Below are 21,104 nucleotides of genomic sequence, written 5' to 3' on the forward strand. Positions count from 1 at the left end.
ATATTCTCATTGCTGGGGGAGGGGAGAAAAGTTTTAAAAAGCCTCCCCTTAGGTAAGCTTAGTCAGAGAGTATGGATCATGCTTAGTCCACCCACAATCGGCGATCTATCGTTTTACCAATCTTAGTAAAGTAAAAGCAGGGATCTTTCAATAGCTCATAGCTCCCAAATTTATCCTTGGGGGCGTTATCATAGTGGCAGATCGGCTTTTCTTGACTGAAGTTGCGCAATCCGGTTTTCTCCAGTTCTTTAATTTCCTTCTCTATCGAGTTGACAAGCGTGATTTCAATATTATTTAAAATAAAGCGAACAATCTTCTTAAAAAGAGCGAAGGCGCCGGAATCATATTCATCTGTCTCTGCACTAAATGAAAAAAGCAATTCATGTTCAGCTGAAATGGCGGAGCGAACATAGTAGGTGAATCGGTCACCTTCATCACAGCAGAAATTTTGCACGATATAGGCAACCCATTGAAGATCCCCTGTTTTAGGCAGCCTAAAGGTTTGCCAAAAAAGAGGAAACAGGTATAGCCATTCATCAAAAGATGATCCAGTGCCGGGCTCGTAGTAGCCTTTAATATCCTTGTCGATAAAATGCTCATAATGAGCGGCTTCGAGTAAATTGGGGAACTTGATTGCTCTTCTCAACTCAGCCGAAAATGCCATTCCGCCAATACCGGGACTCCATAGGGGGATACCGTTGTATTGATAGAACTCTTTAGCTAACAGAAACCCCCAATCTATATCTGAAAGTTGCTTAAATTTCTCCAGAGAATAGATATTCAGATCCAGGTCCAAAGGTAAGTCAGGTCTTATAGTACCGATGCCCAGCATTGAGGAGTTGGTAGGAGGCTTGACAAAGTTAAGCTTTGTGCCAGATAAGTTGTAGCTTACCCGGTTGGACTTGCTCAGGTTAGGCCCTTTAGGGTTTTTTACGGTTCCAAATAGCATCTAGAGATTCACTTTAATAGTAGACATTTGACTAAATTGACCATTCTCAAGTATGGGCTAATCCACCCAGAGCCTGCGATCTATCGTTTTACCAATCTTGGTAAAGTAAAAGCAGGGATCTTCCAAGAGTTGATAATCCCCGGAACTGTTTTTAGGGGCGTTATCATAACGGCAGATTGGCTTTTCTGTACTGAAGTTGCGCAAGCCCGCTTTCTCCAGTTCTTTAATCTCCCTTTCCGTAGAGTCAACAAGCGTGATTTCAACATTATTTAAAATAAAGCGAATAATCTTTTTAAAAAGATTAAAAGCGCCAGACTCATATTGATCACAACCCGACCTAAATGAAAAAACTAATTCATGCTCACTTGAAATGGCGGATCTTACATAATAAATAAACTGATCGCCATTTCTTCCGCAGAAATCTTGCACGATATAGGCAATCCATTGAATATCCCCTGTTTTGGGTAACTTAAAGGTCTGCCAAAAAAGAGGAAATAGGTGCAACCATGTTTGAAAATTAGGCTCTCTGCCTGGTTCATAGAAATCTTTTATATCTTTTTCAACCCAGCTTTCATAATGAGCGGCTTCGAGTAAATTAGGGGGATTGTCCGGCCTTTTTAGAACCACATGAAATTTCATACCGCCAATAAGGGGGTTCCATAGGGGGATGCCATAAAAGTGATAGTTTTCCTCGCCAAGAAAGTATGCCTTGGCTCTATCTGATGTCTTAACGAACTCCGCCAAAGAATAGATATTGAGGTCAACATTTAGGGGGCCGTTGGAGGGAGTAGGAGCATAGTCTGGTAGCGAAGCATTACTTGGGGGCTTAAGGAAACTAAGTCTTGTACCGGATAAGTTGCAGCTTACCCGCTTAGATTTACCTAAGTTAGGCCCTTTAGGATTTTTTGTGGTTCCAAATAACATCTAGAGATTCACTTTAATGGCAGGTGTTGACTGAATTGATTATTCTCAAGCATGGGCTAGTCTACCCACAATCGGCGATCTATCGTTTTACCAATCTTAGTAAAGTAAAAGTAGGGATCTTCCACTAGCTCATAGTCCCCAAATTTGTTTTTGGGGGCGTCATCATAACGGCAGATCGGCTTGTCTGTGCTGAAGTTACGCAATCCCGCTATCTCCAGCTCTTTAATCTCCTTTTCTATCGAATCGACAAGCGTGATTTCAATATTGTTTAAAATAAATTGAGCAATCTTCTTAAAAAGAGCGAAGGCGCCGGAGTCATATTTGTCCGTTCTTGCACTAAATGAAAAAAACAACTCATGCTCGCTTGAGATGGCGGAGCGAATATAGTAGGTAAATTGGTCTCCATCGTCACTGCAGAAATCTTGCACGATATAGGCAATCCATTGAATATCGCCTGTTTTGGGTAACTTAAAGGTTTGCCAAAAAAGAGGGAATAGGTATAGCCATCTTTTAGAGTGTGTTGATTCACCTGGTGCATAGGAGTATTTAACATCCTCCTCGATAAAGCTTTCATAATGAGCGGCTTCGAGTAAATTGGGACGTTTGGCTACTCTTCTCAGCTCAGAAGAAAATACCATTCCGCCAATATTGGGGCTCCATAGCGGTATACCATTGTATTTATAGACCTCTCTGATTAGAGGAAATCCCCAGGCTCTATCTGAAAGTTTCTTAAACTTCTCCAGAGAATAGATATTGAGATCCAACTCCAGAGGTGAGTCAGGCTTTGTAGTACGCAGGCCTGGCACTGAGGTATTACTAGGGGGCCTAATAAAATTAAGTCTTGTTCCGGAAAAATTGTAGCTTGCCGGCTTGGACTTACTTAAGTTAGGCCCTTTAGGATTTTTTACGGTTCCAAATAACATCTAGAGGTTCACTTTAATAGCAGGCGTTGACTAAGTTGACCATTCTCAAGCATGGGCTAATCCACCCAGAGCCTGCGATCTATCGTTTTACCAATTCTGGTAAAGTAAAAGCAGGGATCTTCCAGCAGTTCATAGTTCCCAAATTCGTTTTTAGGGGCGTCATCATAGCGGCAGATTGGCTTTTCTGTGCTAAAGTTACGCAATCCCGCTTTCTCCAGTTCTTTAATCTCCCTTTCTGTAGAGTCGACAAGTGTGATTTCAATATGATTTAAAATAAAGCGGACAATCTTTTTAAAAAGAGTGAAGGCACCGGAATCATATTCATCTGTTTTTGCTCTAAATGAAAAAATCAGCTCATGTTCACTTGAGATGGCGGACCTTACATAATATGTAAATTGGTCGCCATTTCTACCGCAGAATTTTTGTACGATATAGGCAACCCATTGGACATTACCTGTTTTGGGTAGTTTAAAGGTCTGCCAAAAAAGAGGGAACAGGTATAACCAGCGCTCAGAGGCAGTTGCTTTACCTGGTGCGTAGTAGGACTTTATATCTTTGTCGATCCAGCTTTCATAATGAGCGGCTTCGAGTAAGTTGGGGTACTTGGTTGCCCTTCTGAGGTCAACAGAGAATTCCATGCCACCAATCTTAGGGCTCCAAAGGGGAATACCGTTGTACCTATAGTGCTCCCAAGCTAGTGAAAACCCCCAGGCGTCACCCTCACCTCCAAGGTTAATAAAGTTATCCAGAGCATAGATATTTAGATCCAGCTCCAGAGGTAAGTCAAAATCTGCAGTGTCCACACCCGGCACTGGTGTATTGGTTGGGGGCTTAACAAAATTAAGCCTTGTACCGGATAGGTTGTAATTTACCTGCTTGGACTTGCCCAAGTTAGGCCCTTTAGGTTTTTTTACGGTTCCAAATAGCATCTAGAGATTCACTTTAATAGCAGGCGTTGACTAAGTTGACCATTCTCAAACATGGGCTAATCCACCCACAGCCTACGATCTATCGTTTTACCAATCTTGGTAAAGTAAAAGCAGGGATCTTCCAGTAGTTCATAGTTCCCAAATTCGTTTTTAGGGGCGTCATCATAGCGGCAGATTGGCTTTTCTGTGCTAAAGTTGCGCAATCCCGCTTTCTCCAGTTCTTTAATCTCCATCTCTGTAGAGTCAACAAGTGTGATTTCAATATGATTTAAAATAAAGCGGACAATCTTTTTAAAAAGATTAAAAGCGCCAGACTCATATTGATCACAACCCGCCCTAAATGAAAAAACTAATTCATGCTCACTTGAAATGGCGGACCTTACATAATATGTAAATTGATCGCCTTTTCTACCGCAGAAATTTTGCACGATATAGGCAACCCATTGAACATTGCCTGTTTGGGGTAGTTTAAAGGTCTGCCAGAAAAGAGGGAATAGGTATAGCCAATCATCAAAAGCCGATCCAGTGCTGGGTTCGTAATAGCTTTTAATATCCTTTATGATCCAGTTTTCATAATGAGCGGCTTCGAGTAAGCAGGGGTACTTGGTTGCCCTTCTGAGGCCGGCGGAGAATTCCATGTTGCCAATACTAGGGCTCCAAAGGGGAATACCGTTGTACCTATAGTACTCCCAGGCTAGTGAACCCCCCCAGGCGTCACCCTCACCTCCAAGGTTAATAAAATTCTCCAGAGCATAGATATTCAGATCCAGCTCCAGAGGTAAGTCAAACTCTGCAGGGTCCACACCCGGAACTGACATATTGGTTGGGGGCTTAACAAAATTAAGCTTTGTACCGGATAGGTTGTAATTTACCTGCTTGGACTTGCCCAAGTTAGGCCCTTTAGGGTTTTTTACGGTTCCAAATAGCATCTAGAGATTCACTTTAATAGCAGACGTTGACTAAGTTGACCATTCTCAAGCATGGACTAATCCACCCATAGCCTGCGATCTATCGTTTTGCCAATCTTAGTAAAGTAAAAGCAGGGATCTTCCAATAGCTCATAGTTCCCAAATTCGCTCTTGGGAGCGTCATCATAGCGACAGATCGGCTTTTCTGTACTGAAATTGCGCAATCCGGCTTTCTCCAGCTCTTTAATCTCCCTTTCTGTAGACTCAATAAGCGTGATTTCAATATGGTTTAAAATAAATCGAACAATTTTTTTGAAAAGAATGAAAGCGCCAGAATCATATAGATCCGTCATCGTTCTAAACGAAAAAATTAACTCATGTTCACTTGAAATTGCGGAGCGAACATAGTAGGTAAGTCGATCACCCTCGTTACTACTGAACTTTTGCACGATATAGGCAACCCATTGAATATCCCCTGTTTTGGGTAGCTTGAAGGTTTGCCAAAAAAGAGGAAATAGATATAGCCATCTTTTAGGGTGGATTGATCTATCTGGCGCATAGCAGCGCTTAATCCCCTTATCGACAAAATCTTCATAGTGAGCAGCTTCGAGTAAATTGGGGGGCTTGATAGCTCTTCTTAAGTCAGCAGAAAACTCCATCCCACCAATATCCGGGCTCCATAGCGGTATACCGTTGTATTGATAGTACTCCATGGCTAGCGGAAACCCCCAGGCTCTATCTGAAATTTTCTTAAGTTTCTCCAAGGAATAGATATTCAGATCCAGCTCTAAAGGTAAGTCAGGTCTTATAGTATCGATACCTGGCATTGAGGAGTTGGTAGGAGGCTTGACAAAGTTAAGCCTTGTGCCAGATAAGTTGTAGCTTACCAACTTGGATTTGCTCAAGTTAGGCCCTTTAGGGTTTTTTACGGTTCCAAATAGCATCTAGATATTCACTTTAATAGCAGGCGTTGACTAGGTTGACCATTCTCACGCATGGGCTAATCCACCCAGAGCCTGCGATCTATTGTTTTGCCAATTTTTGTAAAGTAAAAGTAGGGGTCTTCCAATAGTTGATAGTCCCCAAAAGCGTTTTTGGGGGCATTATCATAGCGGCAGATTGGCTTTTCTGTGCTAAAGTTACGCAATCCCGCTTTCTTCAGTTCTTTAATCTCCCTTTCTGTAGATTCGACAAGTGTGATTTCAATATGATTTAAAATAAAGCGAACAATCTTTTTAAAAAGATTAAAGGCGCCAGAGTCATATTGATCAATACCCGCGTCAAATGAAAAAACTAATTCATGCTCACTTGAAATGGCGGACCTTACATAATAAGTAAACTCATCGCCATTTCTACTGCAGAAATTTTGAACGATATAGGCAACCCATTGAACATTCCCTGTTTTGGGTAATTTAAAGGTCTGCCAAAAAAGAGGAAATAGGTATACCCAGGTTTGAAACTTCGGTTCTTTACCCGGTTCATAGAAAGCTTTTGTGTCCTTTTCAACCCAGCTTTCATAATAAGCGGCTTCGAGCAAATTAGGATGCTTATTCGGTCTTTTTAGGTCTACACGAAAATTCATGGCGCCAATATGGGGGTTCCATAGGGGGATGCCATAATAGTAATAGGCTCCCTTGCCAAGAAAGTACCCCCAGGCTCTATCCGATGTCTTAACGAACTCCTCCAGAGAATAGATATTAAGGTCAACATTTAGGGGGCCGTCGGAGGATGTAAGATCGTGGCCTGGCAGCAAAGCATTACTTGGTGGTTTAAGGAAATTAAGTCTTGTACCGGATAAGTTGCAGCTTACCCGCTTAGACTTACCTAAGTTGGGTCCTTTAGGGTTTTTTGTGGTTCCAAATAACATCTAGGCTTTCACATTAATAGGCCGAAATTAAATCGGCTGACTTGGTTAAACGGCAATAGAGATTATGGCTAGTCGACCCACAATCGGCGATCTATGGTTTTACCAATCTTGGTAAAGTAAAAGCAGGGATCTTCCAATAACTCATAGTCCCCAAATTTATTCTTGGGAGCGTCATCATAGCGGCAGATCGACTTTTCTGTACTGAAATTACGTAATCCTGCTTTCTTCAGTTCTTTAATCTCCCTTTCTGTAGACTCAACAAGTGTGATTTCAATATTATTTAAAATAAATCGAACAATCTTCTTGAAAAGAGCGAAGGCACCAGAATCATATCGATCTGTCATCGCTCTAAATGAAAAAATCAACTCATGTTCACTTGAAATGGCAGAGCGAACATAGTAGGTAAATTTGTCACCATCGTCACTGCAGAAATTTTGCACGATATAGGCAACCCATTGAATATCCCCTGTTTTAGGTAGGCTAAAGGTTTGCCAAAAAAGAGGAAACAGGTATAGCCATTTGTCAAAAGGTAATCCAGTGCCGGGCTCGTAGTAGCTTTTAATATCCCTGCCGACAAAATTCTCATAATGAGCGGCTTCGAGTAAATTGGGAGACTTGATTACTCTTCTCAGCTCAGCCGAAAATTCCATTCCACCAATATCGGGACTCCATAGTGGTATACCATTGTATTGATAGTACTCGCTGGCTATTGGAAAGCCCCAATCTATATCTGAAAGTTGCTTAAATTTCTCCAGAGAATAGATATTCAGATCTAGCTCTAAAGGTAAGTCAGGCCTTATAGTATCGATGCCTAGCATTGAGGAGTTGGTCGGAGGCTTGACAAAGTTAAGCCTTGTGCCAGATAAGTTGTAGCTTACCAACTTGGATTTGCTCAAGTTAGGCCCTTTAGGGTTTTTTACGGTTCCAAATAGCATTTAGAGATTCACTTTAATAGCAGGCGTTGACTAAGTTGACTATTCTCAAGCATGGGCTAATCCACCCATAGCCTGCGGTCTATCGTTTTACCAATTCTGGTAAAGTAAAAGCAGGGATCTTCCAGTAGTTCATAGTCAGCAAGAGGGTTTTTGAGTGTGTCATCATAGAGGCAAATTGGCTTTTCGGTGCTAAAATTGCGTAATTTTGCTTTCTTCAGTTCTTCAATTTCCCTTTCTATAGAGTCGACAAGTGTGATTTCAATATTATTTAAAATAAAGCGAACAATTCTTTTGAAGAGAGTGAAAGCGCCAGAATTATATTCATCTGTCGCCGCTCTAAATGAAAAAATTAACTCATGCTCGGCTGAAATGGCGGACCTTACATAGTAGGTGAATTGATCGCCATTTCTAGCGCATAAATCTTGCACGATATAGGCGACCCATTGAATATTTCCTGTTTTTGGTAGTTTAAAGGTCTGCCAAAAAAGAGGAAATAGGTACGACCATTCGTCAATTACTGATCCTGGCTTGGGCGCATAATAGCCTTTAATATCCTTGTCAACCCAGTTTTCGTAATGAGTGGCTTTGAGTAAATTGGGATGATTACTTGGTCTTCTCAGTTCAGCAGAAAAATCCATGCCGCCAATATGAGGGCTCCATAACGGTATACCATGATAATCATAGAGCTCTTTTGCAAGAGGGTATCCCCAGGCCCTGTCTGAAAGTTTAACAAACTCCTCGAAAGAATAGATGTTCAGATCAACTTTCAGTGGGGGGGGGGAAGCTGAAGGGACTCTGCCTGGTAGCGAAGCATTGCTAGAAGGGCTAACAAAATTAAGTCTTGTGCCGGACAAATTATAGCTTACCGGCTTGGACTTGCCCAAGTTAGGCCCTTTAGGGTTTTTTACGGTTCCAAATAGCATCTAGAGGTTCACTTTAATAGCAGGCGTTGACTAAGTTGACCATTCTCAAGCATGGGCTAATCCACCCAGAGCCTGCGATCTATCGTTTTACCAATTCTGGTAAAGTAAAAGCAGGGATCTTCCAGCAGTTCATAGTTCCCAAATTCGTTTTTAGGGGCGTCATCATAGCGGCAGATTGGCTTTTCTGTACTGAAGTTACGCAATCCAGCTATCTCCAGCTCTTTAATCTCCTTTTCTATCGAATCAACAAGCGTGACCTCAATATTATTTAAAATAAATCGAACAATTTTTTTGAAAAGAATGAAAGCGCCAGAATCATATCGATCTGTCATCGCTCTAAATGAAAAAATCAACTCATGTTCACTTGAAATGGCAGAGCGAACATAGTAGGTAAATTTGTCACCATCGTCACTGCAGAAATTTTGCACGATATAGGCAACCCATTGAATATCCCCTGTTTTGGGTAATTTGAAGGTTTGCCAAAAAAGGGGGAATAGATATAGCCACCTTTTAGAGGGTTTTGATCCACCTGGTGCATAGGAGTATTTAACCTCTTCCTCAACAAAACTTTCATAATGAGCAGCTTCGAGCAAATTGGGGTGCTTGGATATTCTTCTCAATTCAGCAGAAAACTCCATCCCGCCAATACTGGGGCTCCATAGAGGTATACCGTTGTATTGATAGTACTCGCTGGCTATTGGAAAGCCCCAATCTATATCTGAAAGTTGCTTAAATTTCTCCAGAGAATAGATATTCAGATCTAGCTCTAAAGGTAAGTCAGGCCTTATAGTATCGATGCCTAGCATTGAGGAGTTAGTAGGAGGCTTGACAAAGTTAAGCTTTGTGCCAGATAAGTTGTAGCTTACCCGGTTGGACTTGCTCAGGTTAGGCCCTTTAGGGTTTTTTACGGTTCCAAATAGCATCTAGAGATTCACTTTAATAGCAGACGTTGACTAAGTTGACCATTCTCAAGCATGGACTAATCCACCCACAGCCTGCGATCTATCGTTTTACCAATCTTGGTAAAGTAAAAATAGGGATCTTCCAGCAGTTCATAGTTCCCAAATTCGCTCTTGGGAGCGTCATCATAACGACAGATCGGTTTTTCTGTACTGAAATTGCGTAATCCGGCTTTCTCCAGCTCTTTAATCTCCCTTTCTGTAGACTCAACAAGCGTGATTTCAATATGGTTTAAAATAAAGCGAACAATTTTTTTGAAAAGAATGAAAGCGCCAGAATCATATCGATCTGTCATCGCTCTAAATGAAAAAATCAACTCATGTTCACTTGAAATTGCGGAACGAACATAGTAGGTAAATTGATCACCTTCATCACTACTGAGCTCTTGCACGATATAGGCAACCCATTGAATATCCCCTGTTTTGGGTAGCTTGAAGGTTTGCCAAAAAAGAGGGAATAGATGTAGCCATCTTTTAGGGTGGATTGATCTATCTGGCGCATAGGAGCGCTTAATCCCCCTATCGACAAAATCTTCATAGTGAGTAGCTTCGAGTAAATTGGGGCACTTGATAGCTCTTCTTAAGTCAGCAGAAAACTCCATCCCACCAATATCCGGGCTCCATAGCGGTATACCGTTGTATTGATAGTACTCCATGGCTAGCGGAAACCCCCAGGCTCTATCTGAAATTTTCTTAAGTTTCTCCAAGGAATAGATATTCAGATCCAGCTCTAAAGGTAAGTCAGGTCTTATAGTATCGATACCTGGCATTGAGGAGTTGGTAGGAGGCTTGACAAAGTTAAGCCTTGTGCCAGATAAGTTGTAGCTTACCAACTTGGATTTGCTCAAGTTAGGCCCTTTAGGGTTTTTTACGGTTCCAAATAGCATCTAGATATTCACTTTAATAGCAGGCGTTGACTAAGTTGACCATTCTCACGCATGGGCTAATCCACCCATAGCCTGCGATCTATTGTTTTGCCAATCCTGGTAAAGTAAAAGCAGGGATCTTCCAGCAGTTCATAGTTCCCAAGTTCGTTTTTAGGGGCGTTATCATAGCGGCAGATTGGCTTTTCTGTGCTAAATTTACGCAATCCCGCTTTCTTCAGTTCTTTAATCTCCCTTTCTGTAGATTCGACAAGTGTGATTTCAATATGATTTAAAATAAAGCGGACAATCTTTTTAAAAAGAACGAAGGCACCGGAATCATATTCATCTGATGTCGCTCTAAATGAAAAAACTAACTCATGCTCACTTGAAATGGCGGACCTTACATGATATGCAAATTGGTCGCCATTTCTACTGCAGAAATCTTGCACGATATAGGCAACCCATTGAACATTGCCTGTTTGGGGTAGTTTAAAGGTCTGCCAAAAAAGAGGGAATAGGTATAGCCAGCGCTCAGAGCCGCTTGCTCTACCTGGTGCGTAGTAGGATTTTATATCTTTGTCGATCCAGTTTTCATAATGAGCGGCTTCGAGTAAGTTGGGGTACTTGGTTGCCCTTCTGAGGTCAGCATAGAATTCCATGCCGCCAATCTTAGGGCTCCAAAGGGGAATGCCGTTGTATCTATAGTGCTCCTTGGCGAGTAGCCTTCCCCAGGCGTCACCCTCACCTCCAAGATTAATAAAATTCTCCAGAGCATAGATATTCAGATCCAGCTCCAGAGGTAAGTCAAACTCTGCAGGGTCCACACCCGGCACTGATATATTGGTTGGGGGCTTAACAAAATTAAGCTTTGTACCGGATAGGTTGTAATTTACCTGCTTGGACTTGCCCAAGTTAGGCCCTTTAGGGTTTTTTACGGTTCCAAATAGCATCTAGAGATTCACTTTAATAGCAGACGTTGACTAAGTTGACCATTCTCAAGCATGGACTAATCCACCCATAGCCTGCGATCTATCGTTTTGCCAATCCTGGTAAAGTGAAAGTAGGGATCTTCCAGTAATTCATAGTTCCCAAATTTGTTTTTGGGGGCATTATCATAGCGGCAGATCGGTTTTTCTATACTGAAGTTGCGTAAGCCCGCTTTCTCCAGTTCTTTAACCTCTCTCTCTGTAGAGTTAACAAGTGCGATTTCAATATTATTTAAAACAAAGCGAATAATTTTCTTAAAAAGAACGAAGGCACCGGAATTATACTCATCTCTCTCCGCCTTAAATGAAAAAATCAACTCATGTTCACTTGAGATAGCGGAGCGAACATAGTAGGTAAATTTGTCGCCATCGGAACAGCAGAATTTTTGCACGATATAGGCAACCCATTGAACATTGCCTGTTTTGGGTAATTTAAAGGTCTGCCAGAAAAGAGGGAACAGGTATAGCCAGCGTTCAGAGCCGCTTGCTTTACCTGGTGCGTAGTAGGATTTTATATCTTTATCGATCCAGTTTTCATAATGAGCGGCTTCGAGTAAGTTGGGATACTTGGTTGCCCTTCTCAGATCAACAGAAAATTCCATTCTGCCAATATAGGGACTCCATAGCGGGATACCATTGTACCTATAGTGCTCCCAAGCTAGTGAAAATCCCCAGGCGTCACCCTCACCTCCAAGGTTGATAAAATTCTCCAGAGCATAGATATTCAGATCCAGCTCCAGAGGTAAGTCAAACTCTGCAGGGTCCACACCCGGCACTGACATATTGGTTGGGGGCTTAACAAAATTAAGCTTTGTACCGGATAGGTTGTAATTTACCTGCTTGGACTTGCCCAAGTTAGGCCCTTTAGGGTTTTTTACGGTTCCAAATAGCATCTAGAGATTCACTTTAATAGCAGACGTTGACTAAGTTGACCATTCTCACGCATGGGCTAATCCACCCAGAGCCTGCGATCTATCGTTTTGCCAATCCTGGTAAAGTGAAAGCAGGGGTCCTCCAATAGCTCATAGTCCCCAAATTCGCTCTTGGGAGCATCATCATAGCGGCAGATCGGCTTGTCTGTGCTGAAGTTACGCAATCCCGCTTTCTCCAGTTCTTTAACCTTTCTTTCTGTGGATTCGACAAGCACAATTTCAATATGGTTTAAAATAAAGCGAATAATCTTTTTAAAAAGAGCGAAGGCACCAGAATTATATTCATCCGTTTTTGCTCTAAATGAAAAAATTAACTCATGCTCACTTGAAATAGCGGAGCGAACATAGTAAGTGAATTGGTCACCATCCGAACAGCAGAATTTTTGCACGATATAGGCAACCCATTGAATATTCCCTGTTTTGGGTAATTTGAAGGTTTGCCAAAAAAGGGGGAATAGATATAGCCACCTTTTAGAGGGTTTTGATCCACCTGGCGCATAGGAGTATTTAACCTCTTCCTCAACAAAACTTTCATAATGAGCGGCTTCGAGCAAATTGGGGTGCTTGGATATTCTTCTCAATTCAGCAGAAAACTCCATCCCGCCAATACTGGGGCTCCATAGAGGTATACCGTTGTATTGATAGTGCTCCCTGGCTATTGGAAACCCCCAATCTATATCTGAAAGTTTCTTAAACTTCTCCAGAGAGTAGATATTCAGATCCAGCTCCAAAGGCAAGTCAGGCCTTATAGTATCGATACCTGGCATTGAGGAATTAGTAGGGGGCTTGACAAAGTTAAGCCTTGTGCCGGATAAGTTGTAGCTTACCAACTTGGACTTGCCCAGGTTAGGCCCTTTAGGGTTTTTTACGGTTCCAAATAGCATCTAGAGATTCACTTTAATAGCAGGTGTTGGCTAAGTTGACCATTCTCAAGAACGGGCTAATCCACCCACAGCCTGCGATCTATGGTTTTACCAATCCTGGTAAAGTAAAAGTAGGGATCTTCCACTAGCTCATAGTCTCCAAATTCATTTTTCGGGGCGTCATCATAACGGCAGATCGGCTTGTCTGCGCTGAAGTTGCGCAATCCCGCTTTCTCCAGCTCTTTAATCTCCTTTTCTGTCGAATCGACAAGTGTGATTTCAGTATTATTTAGGATAAATCGAGCAATCTTCTTGAAAAGAGCGAAGGCGCCGGAATTATATTCATCTGTGTTTGCTCTAAATGAAAAAACTAAGTCATGCTCACTTGAAATGGCGGCGCGAACATAGTAGGTGATTTGATCACCATTACGACTGCAGAGATCTTGAACGATATAGGCAACCCACTGAATATCCCCTGTTTTGGGTAATTTGAAGGTTTGCCAAAAAAGGGGGAATAGGTATAGCCAATCGTCAAAAGGTGATCCATTACTGGGTTCGTAGGAGCCTTTAATCTCTTTCTCGACAAAATGCTCATAATGAGCGGCTTCGAGTAAATTGGGCCATTTGGTTGCTCTTCTCAACTCAGAAGAAAACACCATTCCGCCAATATGGGGACTCCATAGCGGTATACCATTGTATATATAGGCCTCTCTGACTAGAGGAAACCCCCAGGTTCTATCTGAAAGTTTCTTAAACTTCTCCAGAGAATAGATATTGAGATCCAGCTCCAAAGGTGAGTCAGGCTTTGTAGTATGTAGGCCTGGGATTGAGGTATTACTAAGAGGCCTAATAAAATTAAGTCTTGTTCCGGAAAAATTGTAGCTTGCCGGCTTGGACTTACTTAAGTTAGGCCCTTTAGGATTTTTTACGGTTCCAAATAACATCTAGAGGTTCACTTTAATAGCAGGCGTTGACTAAGTTGACCATTCTCAAGCATGGGCTAATCCACCCAGAGCCTGCGATCTATCGTTTTTCCAATCCTGGTAAAGGAAAAGCAGGGGTCTTCCAGTAGTTCATAGTCTCCAAAATCGTTTTTGGGGGCGTTATCATAGCGGCAGATCGGCTTTTCTGTACTGAAGTTGCGCAATCCCGCTTTCTCCAGCTCTTTAATCTCCTTTTCTGTCGAATCGACAAGTGTGATTTCAGTATTATTTAGGATAAATCGAGCAATCTTCTTGAAAAGAGCGAAGGCGCCGGAATTATATTCATCTGTGTTTGCTCTAAATGAAAAAACTAAGTCATGCTCACTTGAAATGGCGGCGCGAACATAGTAGGTGATTTGATCACCATTACGACTGCAGAGATCTTGAACGATATAGGCAACCCACTGAATATCCCCTGTTTTGGGTAATTTGAAGGTTTGCCAAAAAAGGGGGAATAGGTATAGCCAATCGTCAAAAGGTGATCCATTACTGGGTTCGTAGGAGCCTTTAATCTCTTTCTCGACAAAATGCTCATAATGAGCGGCTTCGAGTAAATTGGGCCATTTGGTTGCTCTTCTCAACTCAGAAGAAAACACCATTCCGCCAATATGGGGACTCCATAGCGGTATACCATTGTATATATAGGCCTCTCTGACTAGAGGAAACCCCCAGGTTCTATCTGAAAGTTTCTTAAACTTCTCCAGAGAATAGATATTGAGATCCAGCTCCAAAGGTGAGTCAGGCTTTGTAGTATGTAGGCCTGGGATTGAGGTATTACTAAGAGGCCTAATAAAATTAAGTCTTGTTCCGGAAAAATTGTAGCTTGCCGGCTTGGACTTACTTAAGTTAGGCCCTTTAGGATTTTTTACGGTTCCAAATAACATCTAGAGGTTCACTTTAATAGCAGGCGTTGACTAAGTTGACCATTCTCAAGCATGGGCTAATCCACCCAGAGCCTGCGATCTATCGTTTTTCCAATCCTGGTAAAGGAAAAGCAGGGGTCTTCCAGTAGTTCATAGTCTCCAAAATCGTTTTTGGGGGCGTTATCATAGCGGCAGATCGGCTTTTCTGTACTGAAGTTGCGCAATCCCGCTTTCTCCAGTTCTTTAATCTCCCTTTCTGTAGAGTCGACAAGTGTGATTTCAATATGGTTTAAAATAAAGCGAACAATCTTTTTAAAAATCTTAAAGGCGCCAGAGTCATATTGATCACAACGCGACCTAAATGAAAAAACTAATTCATGCTCACTTGAAATGGCGGATCTTACATAATAAGCAAACCGATCACCTCTTCTACTGCAGAAATCTTGCACAATATAGGCAACCCATTGGATGTCGCCTGTTTTGGGTAACTTAAAGCTTTGCCAAAAAAGAGGAAATAGGTGCAACCATGTTTGAAAATTCGGCGCTCTGCCAGGTTCATAGAAAGCTTTTATATCTTTGTCAACCCAACTTTCATAATGAACGGCTTCGAGTAAATTAGGGTGATTGTCCGATCTTTTTAGATCTACATTAAAGTCCATACCACCAATAAGGGGATTCCATAGGGGGATACCATAATAGTGATAGGTTCCCTCACCAAGAAAGTATCCCCAGGCTCTATCTGATATCTTAACGAACCCCTCCAGAGAATAGATATTGAGGTCAACATTTAGGGGGCCGTCTGAGGATGTAGGAGCATAGCCTGGTAGTGAAGCGTTACTTGGGGGCTTGAGGAAGCTAAGTCTTGTGCCGGATAAGTTGCAGCTTACCCGCTTAGACTTACCTAATTTAGGCCCTTTAGGATTTTTTGTGGTTCCAAATAACATCTAGGGTTTCATATTAATAGGACGGAATTAAACCGAGAAGCCAATAGTTCTTTCTGGTCGGTCGGGATACTTGGGGTTATATAGTACGATCTAAATAGTTATTGCTGATTATGTTCTTGTATAGAAGATTTGCCGGTCTAAATCCGTTATGGAGATAGACCGGCGGGTTTGGTTAAGCGGCAATTGAGATTACAGCTAGTCGACCCATAGCCTGCGATCTATTGTTTTGCCAATCCTGGTAAAGTAAAAGCAGGGATCCTCCAAGAGTTGATAATCCCCGGAACTCTTTTTAGGGGCGTTATCATAACGGCAGATTGGCTTTTCTGTACTGAAGTTGCGCAAGCCCGCTTTCTCCAGTTCTTTAATCTCCCTTTCCGTAGAGTCAACAAGCGTGATTTCAACATTATTTAAAATAAAGCGAATAATCTTTTTAAAAAGATTAAAAGCGCCAGACTCATATTGATCACAACCCGACCTAAATGAAAAAACTAATTCATGCTCACTTGAAATGGCGGATCTTACATAATAAATAAACTGATCGCCATTTCTTCCGCAGAAATCTTGCACGATATAGGCAATCCATTGAATATCCCCTGTTTTGGGTAACTTAAAGGTCTGCCAAAAAAGAGGAAATAGGTGCTCCCATTCTTGAAAATAAGGTCCTCTGCCAGGTTTATAGAAAGCTTTTGTGTCTTTGTCAACCCAGCTTTCATAATTATTGGCTTCGAGTAAATTAGGATGATTGTTCGGTCTTTTTAGAGCTACATGAAATTTCATACCGCCAACAAGGGGGTTCCATAGGGGGATGCCATAATAGTGATAGTTTTCCTCGCCAAGAAAGTATGCCCTGGCTCTATCTGATGTCTTAACGAACTCCGCCAAAGAATAGATATTGAGGTCAACATTTAGGGGGCCGTTGGAGGGGGTAGGAGCATAGTCTGGTAGCGAAGCATTACTTGGGGGCTTAAGAAAACTAAGTCTTGTGCCGGATAAGTTGCAGCTTACCCGCTTAGATTTACCTAATTTAGGCCCTTTAGGATTTTTGGTGGTTCCAAATAACATTCAAGATCTCACACTTCTGAGCTGGAAACACTTAGGTTAGCATGAAACCTCAGAGCTTTCTTCACGTTGGCCAGCTCACTTGTGGGCATAGAGCTCAAATTTCCATGGCGCGCTTGCCCATAAAGCAATTTTGCTTTTCTCATGGGGCCACCTCTCATATACTTCGCTGTCATGGTTGTTACAGCTATTCCAGCAGCAGTCCACATACCAAATGTAGAGGCCTCACTGCCAATACTGTCACCGACTATATCTAATAGCTTATACACAGTTCCTAGCCCTTGATTGAGTGCTACTGTAGTTTTCTCTAAAAGTACGTCTGATTGTGCTAGAAGAGCCTCAGCTTCCTTTACTCCCCCGGCCTTTGAGACCGCAGCGTAAGTTCCAGTACCCCCAGCAGCTAGGCCTGAAACGGCTGCATCACCAAGGCGGGGCTTGCTGCCTATTGGCGCTACGGCCTTAAGGGTGTCATACAGCTCATCGGTATCAGTAGCCCTAAATGCAGGGTGCAGTTTATCGTATTCACTGTCTTTCATTGCTACTTGAGAGCGACGCTTTAGCAGCTTATATTCGCTAGAATAAAAACTATCTTTAAGTTGATTCTTGAGGCTAACAGGACTTCTAGTTCCTCGTTTCGAACTCCACTCCATGCCAATATTAGCCATGGAGCGGTCTAAGCGATTATCGTTAACGGTATAATTATTTAGGAAAACGTGCTGTAGCTTGTGGCTATTTAGTTCGCCACCATAAATATTACCTACATTAACAATTTGAGCAGCTTTTTTTACAGCCTGGTTGAAAGTTTTATCCCCATTCCCTGTTGTGGTCCAGCAGACTACTGGGTCAGGCAGCCCTATTTTTGCGGCGGCACCAAATTTTATATCTTTTGCCTTTTGAACCTTATCCCCTTTCTTTTTAAATATTTCACGCTGGTTTTGAGTGCTTATATTGCCTAAGTCAGGATTTCCTAACGCTTTATTGGCGTCTACATTTTTTTTGAGTTTTTGAATAGGTCCTTCATAGGCCGTTTGCCTGCGTTGATATTCGTTTGCACTGATGCGGGCCGCGCCTGCGATCACATTAACAATTTCATTGATAAACTTTGCTTCTTTGTTAACCGGGTCAGGCCTGCGTAATCTAAAAAAACCCTTAATAAATTTTTCTTTGGGACGATGGAACATATAAAATTTATCGCCCTCGCCAATTGTGTGTTCAGGATGGCCAGAATTAATGACAGGGGGGCCATATGCTGCGCACTCCTTGGGCTGTAACATGTTAGAGTCACTGATTAATATATGTGTTACTGAGGAGGGGGAAATTTTAAGCTGACTTAGCTTGATTGCGGAAGCTTTCCAAATAAGTTTGTTATTATTGTCACTCTCTTTTTCTGTTGAGACCCTATAAATTGTATCCCCTTTTTCACTCTGCTCAAAAGACTCATTCTCAAAATCAATTTGAATATCATTGAGATAAATATCACCATCCGATAGTAGAGTGTAGCTTAACTGATACCCTCGCTCGGTTTTTACTTTGATACGCTGGTTATCAACCATTGAATGGGTATCAAAATCATTGGGTTTGGCCAGTAAGCCCCGAATAGCCATATAAGCACCCACAGCGTGATAGTTAGGTGCTTTAGTGTGCGTTGCGCTTGAACTGATACGCGACCAAAGTTGAGCTGTTTTTTTTGAGGCAACAAGATTGCGTCCACCACTAGTACAAAGAATATGAGTCTCGGTTCGCTGGTCCATAAGTGCTAAGTATCCCTGGTCCTGTTTGGGGTTATTGCATCAGATTGGTAGTGCTCCCTGGAGTGGGAAGCATCTATCCAATCAAATAGTAATCATATTTCTAGTAATTTATCAGCTGTTGTTATAAGTGTAAATTTACGAAAATTATCACTGATCGACAATATTTGATGTAAATATTAGATTGAGGGAGTTGAGCCATATTTTCCCGCTAAAACGTTAACAAGATCACAAAAATATTCTTGTTTCTGCCTGGTTTTAGGGCCTCATGTAATGAGGTGTAATCACTTTTTTTAGGGTTAAAATTTTTCTGATTCAGTGGGCTGGTGCAATGCGGATAGTTAATACCATGGTCCTGGTAACCGCCTGTATACAGGTAACTGAGTAATTATATTGTCAATACTTTGGGCAGCTTGGGGCTAGTTATTTTGGGTGTTGTGTCTTTTGCGGAGGCTCTGCCCCTAAAGCTAAATATCAATCCAGGTATTGCGGCAATAATTGGTGCGATTGTTCCAAATAAAAGCTAACCCCAATACCCGCCATAGGGTCAGCAGTAACTCAGCACTGCTTAATAAGTGCCCCAGACTTCTCCAGATGTAGCCGCATAAAATCTTCAGCTAAATACAGGTTTCCGCTATAAGCAGCATGGGCTTCCCGCTCAATAACTTCAATTGAGGCATCTGCGTCGGGGCTACTTTGGTAGCGAGAGCTGAAATGGGTAAGTACTAGATTGGGTATTGAAAGCTGTTCAGCAAAGGAGGCAACCTGTTTGGCATAGCTATGGCCGACACGGCTCGCTTTCTCGGCCATGTCTTCAGTATAAGTGGACTCATGTACCAATATATCGCCGTTAGCACAGGTGCTTTTGAGTAATTCTGGTTTGTCATTATCTCCACATATTACGATCTTGCGAGGGCGCCTCGCCGGTAAAATAAACTCAGAAGCGGAGTATTGCTGCCCCTTATAGGCGATATCGATACCGGCTTTTAGTTTGCCCCACATAGGGCCCTGAGGAATCCCCATAGCGGTGAGCTTCTCTGTATCCAGCCCTGCGGCAACGGTTCTCTCGGTAAAACTGTATGCGTAAGACGGCACCCGGTGAGAGAGTTGCGTAGAGCAAACGGTAAACTGCCCGATATTTACTGAGGGCAGCTCTTCCAGGGGGATAAAATTGAGCTCGAAAGGAAGATACAGCTCGGTGAGGGTTTGTGTTGCGGCCACCCAATCGTAAACCGCTTTGGGTGCGATTAACGTGAGCGGCTTAGTTCGCCCTTGCATTCCCGCACTGGCCAGTAAACCGGGGAGTCCATAGCAGTGGTCTCCATGTATATGCGTGATAAAAACTGTGCTCAGCGAATTTAGCGATAGATTGGTACGCAGGACCTGGTGCTGCGTAGCTTCACCACAGTCGACTAAGTACCAGCCTTTGCCCTGGCTCTCGATAAGTGCGATCCCGCTAACGTTCCTTTGCTTGGTGGGGGTAGCGGAAGAGGTGCCAAGAAAAAGTAATTCCATTTTTTTACTGCCTGTCAAATGAATCGCTAATCATACTCAAAGGAGAGCACTCGTTGCCAAGGGTTATCGGGCGTAAGTTCTTGTCCTTGCCGGGTATTAGGGTAGAAACTTGAAGTATAGCTGTTGACCTAAAGTTAGGTTGAGGTAATAGACTCCCGCCATATCGTTTTATGCCGAGATCTTGAGGAGGCAATTGAGTGAATACCCCAGCGATTAACTTGGAGCGTTATTTAGCCCGTATAGAGTTTGCGGGCGAGCCTGCGGTCAGTTTGAAGTGCCTGGAGCAGTTGCTAATCCAGCATGTTCGCAATATTCCCTTCGAAAATATCACCTCCTTTCTGGGAAACGCGGTCGATATTGCGTTGGACGCTATTGCGGCCAAGCTTGTGGAGCAGCGGCGCGGGGGCTATTGCTATGAGCAAAATGCTTTACTAGGGGCTGTGCTGAGAAAAATCGGCTTTAAAGTTACGAATCTTGCCGCACGAGTGCTATGGCAATTGCCTGCGGGTTATCCCGCTGCACAATCCCATATGATCCTTATGGTAGAGCTTGAGGGGCGTCGGTTTTTGCTTGATGTGGGCTTTGGCAGCAATACTTTAACCGCGCCGCTGGATATCGACTCCCGTGTTCTTCAGAGCACACCTCACGCTACATACCGCTTTACTTTCGTAGAGGGGGATTACTTGCTGGAAGTTGCGAGCGGAACGGGCTGGCAGCCTATGTATAGTTTTGACTTGCGTCCTAAAACCGATGGCGATTATAAAATCGGCAACTGGTATTGCTCCACACACCCCAACTCCAAGTTTGTGGAGCAGTTGATAGTTGCCCGCGCCTTTCCTGGGGGGCGGCATGCACTGCTCAATCGCCAGTTCACTTATCAGCCACTGGCAGGGCCCAAGAGTGTTGCACTGTTGGCAGATGTGGAGGCGCTGCGCACCACTCTGCGAGATATTTTCAATATTGACGTGCCAGTTGGTGCCGAAGTTGATGAAAAATTAAAGCTGATTTTTGCCGCTGACTGAGTAGGG

General features: G+C 42.7%; 21 protein-coding genes. 1 reads left to right on the plus strand and 20 read right to left on the minus strand.

The genetic code is table 11. The annotated features are described in order from the left end of the window. Positions 1 to 82: 82 nt before the first annotated feature. The 20 genes from ACJJIF_RS03480 to ACJJIF_RS03575 all read right to left on the minus strand — a co-directional run bounded on the left by ACJJIF_RS03480 (position 83) and on the right by ACJJIF_RS03575 (position 20,076). Positions 83 to 949 carry a hypothetical protein gene (locus tag ACJJIF_RS03480; protein WP_444930856.1) on the minus strand — a complete coding sequence of 289 codons (867 nt, stop codon included), beginning with the start codon at positions 947 to 949 and terminating at the stop codon, positions 83 to 85. Between the two features lie 57 nt (positions 950 to 1,006). After that, positions 1,007 to 1,873, minus strand: coding sequence for a hypothetical protein (locus ACJJIF_RS03485; RefSeq protein ID WP_444930857.1), 867 nt, complete (start codon positions 1,871 to 1,873; stop codon positions 1,007 to 1,009). A gap of 56 nt (positions 1,874 to 1,929) precedes the next feature. Next, positions 1,930 to 2,796 (minus strand): hypothetical protein, encoded by an 867-nt coding sequence (locus ACJJIF_RS03490; RefSeq protein WP_444930858.1) that lies wholly within the window; start codon positions 2,794 to 2,796, stop codon positions 1,930 to 1,932. Between the two features lie 56 nt (positions 2,797 to 2,852). Next, a complete protein-coding gene (locus ACJJIF_RS03495; protein ID WP_444930859.1) occupies positions 2,853 to 3,725 on the minus strand; it encodes a hypothetical protein in 873 nt (290 codons plus the stop codon). 56 nt (positions 3,726 to 3,781) lie between these two features. Next, complete coding sequence (locus ACJJIF_RS03500; protein WP_444930860.1) at positions 3,782 to 4,363, minus strand: hypothetical protein; 582 nt, start codon at positions 4,361 to 4,363, stop codon at positions 3,782 to 3,784. A 347-nt stretch (positions 4,364 to 4,710) separates the two neighbouring features. Further along, a complete protein-coding gene (locus ACJJIF_RS03505) occupies positions 4,711 to 5,577 on the minus strand; it encodes a hypothetical protein (RefSeq protein ID WP_444930861.1) in 867 nt (288 codons plus the stop codon). A gap of 56 nt (positions 5,578 to 5,633) precedes the next feature. Next, on the minus strand, positions 5,634 to 6,500 hold the full coding sequence (locus ACJJIF_RS03510) for a hypothetical protein (protein WP_444930862.1): 867 nt from the start codon (positions 6,498 to 6,500) through the stop codon (positions 5,634 to 5,636). Positions 6,501 to 6,568: 68 nt separating this feature from the next. Further along, on the minus strand, positions 6,569 to 7,435 hold the full coding sequence (locus tag ACJJIF_RS03515) for a hypothetical protein (protein ID WP_444930863.1): 867 nt from the start codon (positions 7,433 to 7,435) through the stop codon (positions 6,569 to 6,571). Positions 7,436 to 7,491: 56 nt separating this feature from the next. After that, positions 7,492 to 8,358, minus strand: a complete 867-nt coding sequence (locus tag ACJJIF_RS03520) for a hypothetical protein (protein WP_444930864.1) — start codon at positions 8,356 to 8,358, stop codon at positions 7,492 to 7,494. Between the two features lie 56 nt (positions 8,359 to 8,414). Beyond that, positions 8,415 to 9,281, minus strand: a complete 867-nt coding sequence (locus tag ACJJIF_RS03525) for a hypothetical protein (protein ID WP_444930865.1) — start codon at positions 9,279 to 9,281, stop codon at positions 8,415 to 8,417. A gap of 56 nt (positions 9,282 to 9,337) precedes the next feature. After that, positions 9,338 to 10,204, minus strand: a complete 867-nt coding sequence (locus ACJJIF_RS03530; RefSeq protein ID WP_444930866.1) for a hypothetical protein — start codon at positions 10,202 to 10,204, stop codon at positions 9,338 to 9,340. A gap of 56 nt (positions 10,205 to 10,260) precedes the next feature. Continuing rightward, the gene (locus ACJJIF_RS03535; protein WP_444930867.1) at positions 10,261 to 11,133 is read right to left on the minus strand and encodes a hypothetical protein; all 873 of its coding nucleotides are present in this window, start codon (positions 11,131 to 11,133) and stop codon (positions 10,261 to 10,263) included. Positions 11,134 to 11,189: 56 nt separating this feature from the next. Beyond that, positions 11,190 to 12,062 (minus strand): hypothetical protein, encoded by an 873-nt coding sequence (locus ACJJIF_RS03540; protein WP_444930868.1) that lies wholly within the window; start codon positions 12,060 to 12,062, stop codon positions 11,190 to 11,192. A gap of 56 nt (positions 12,063 to 12,118) precedes the next feature. Further along, positions 12,119 to 12,985, minus strand: coding sequence for a hypothetical protein (locus ACJJIF_RS03545; RefSeq protein WP_444930869.1), 867 nt, complete (start codon positions 12,983 to 12,985; stop codon positions 12,119 to 12,121). Positions 12,986 to 13,041: 56 nt separating this feature from the next. Then, positions 13,042 to 13,908 (minus strand): hypothetical protein, encoded by an 867-nt coding sequence (locus ACJJIF_RS03550; RefSeq protein WP_444930870.1) that lies wholly within the window; start codon positions 13,906 to 13,908, stop codon positions 13,042 to 13,044. A 56-nt stretch (positions 13,909 to 13,964) separates the two neighbouring features. Beyond that, positions 13,965 to 14,678 (minus strand): hypothetical protein, encoded by a 714-nt coding sequence (locus tag ACJJIF_RS03555; protein WP_444930871.1) that lies wholly within the window; start codon positions 14,676 to 14,678, stop codon positions 13,965 to 13,967. Positions 14,679 to 14,887: 209 nt separating this feature from the next. Continuing rightward, complete coding sequence (locus tag ACJJIF_RS03560) at positions 14,888 to 15,754, minus strand: hypothetical protein (protein WP_444930872.1); 867 nt, start codon at positions 15,752 to 15,754, stop codon at positions 14,888 to 14,890. Between the two features lie 195 nt (positions 15,755 to 15,949). Continuing rightward, positions 15,950 to 16,816, minus strand: a complete 867-nt coding sequence (locus ACJJIF_RS03565; protein WP_444930873.1) for a hypothetical protein — start codon at positions 16,814 to 16,816, stop codon at positions 15,950 to 15,952. A gap of 8 nt (positions 16,817 to 16,824) precedes the next feature. Next, positions 16,825 to 18,564 carry a hypothetical protein gene (locus tag ACJJIF_RS03570; protein ID WP_444930874.1) on the minus strand — a complete coding sequence of 580 codons (1,740 nt, stop codon included), beginning with the start codon at positions 18,562 to 18,564 and terminating at the stop codon, positions 16,825 to 16,827. Between the two features lie 555 nt (positions 18,565 to 19,119). Further along, a complete protein-coding gene (locus tag ACJJIF_RS03575) occupies positions 19,120 to 20,076 on the minus strand; it encodes a ribonuclease Z (protein ID WP_444930875.1) in 957 nt (318 codons plus the stop codon). Positions 20,077 to 20,273: 197 nt separating this feature from the next. Here ACJJIF_RS03575 and ACJJIF_RS03580 point away from each other — a divergent pair, with 197 nt between their 5' ends. Continuing rightward, positions 20,274 to 21,098, plus strand: coding sequence for an arylamine N-acetyltransferase family protein (locus tag ACJJIF_RS03580; RefSeq protein ID WP_444930876.1), 825 nt, complete (start codon positions 20,274 to 20,276; stop codon positions 21,096 to 21,098). Positions 21,099 to 21,104: the final 6 nt, after the last annotated feature.

It is taken from the genome of Microbulbifer regidiadema (SeqCode), assembly GCF_052467605.1.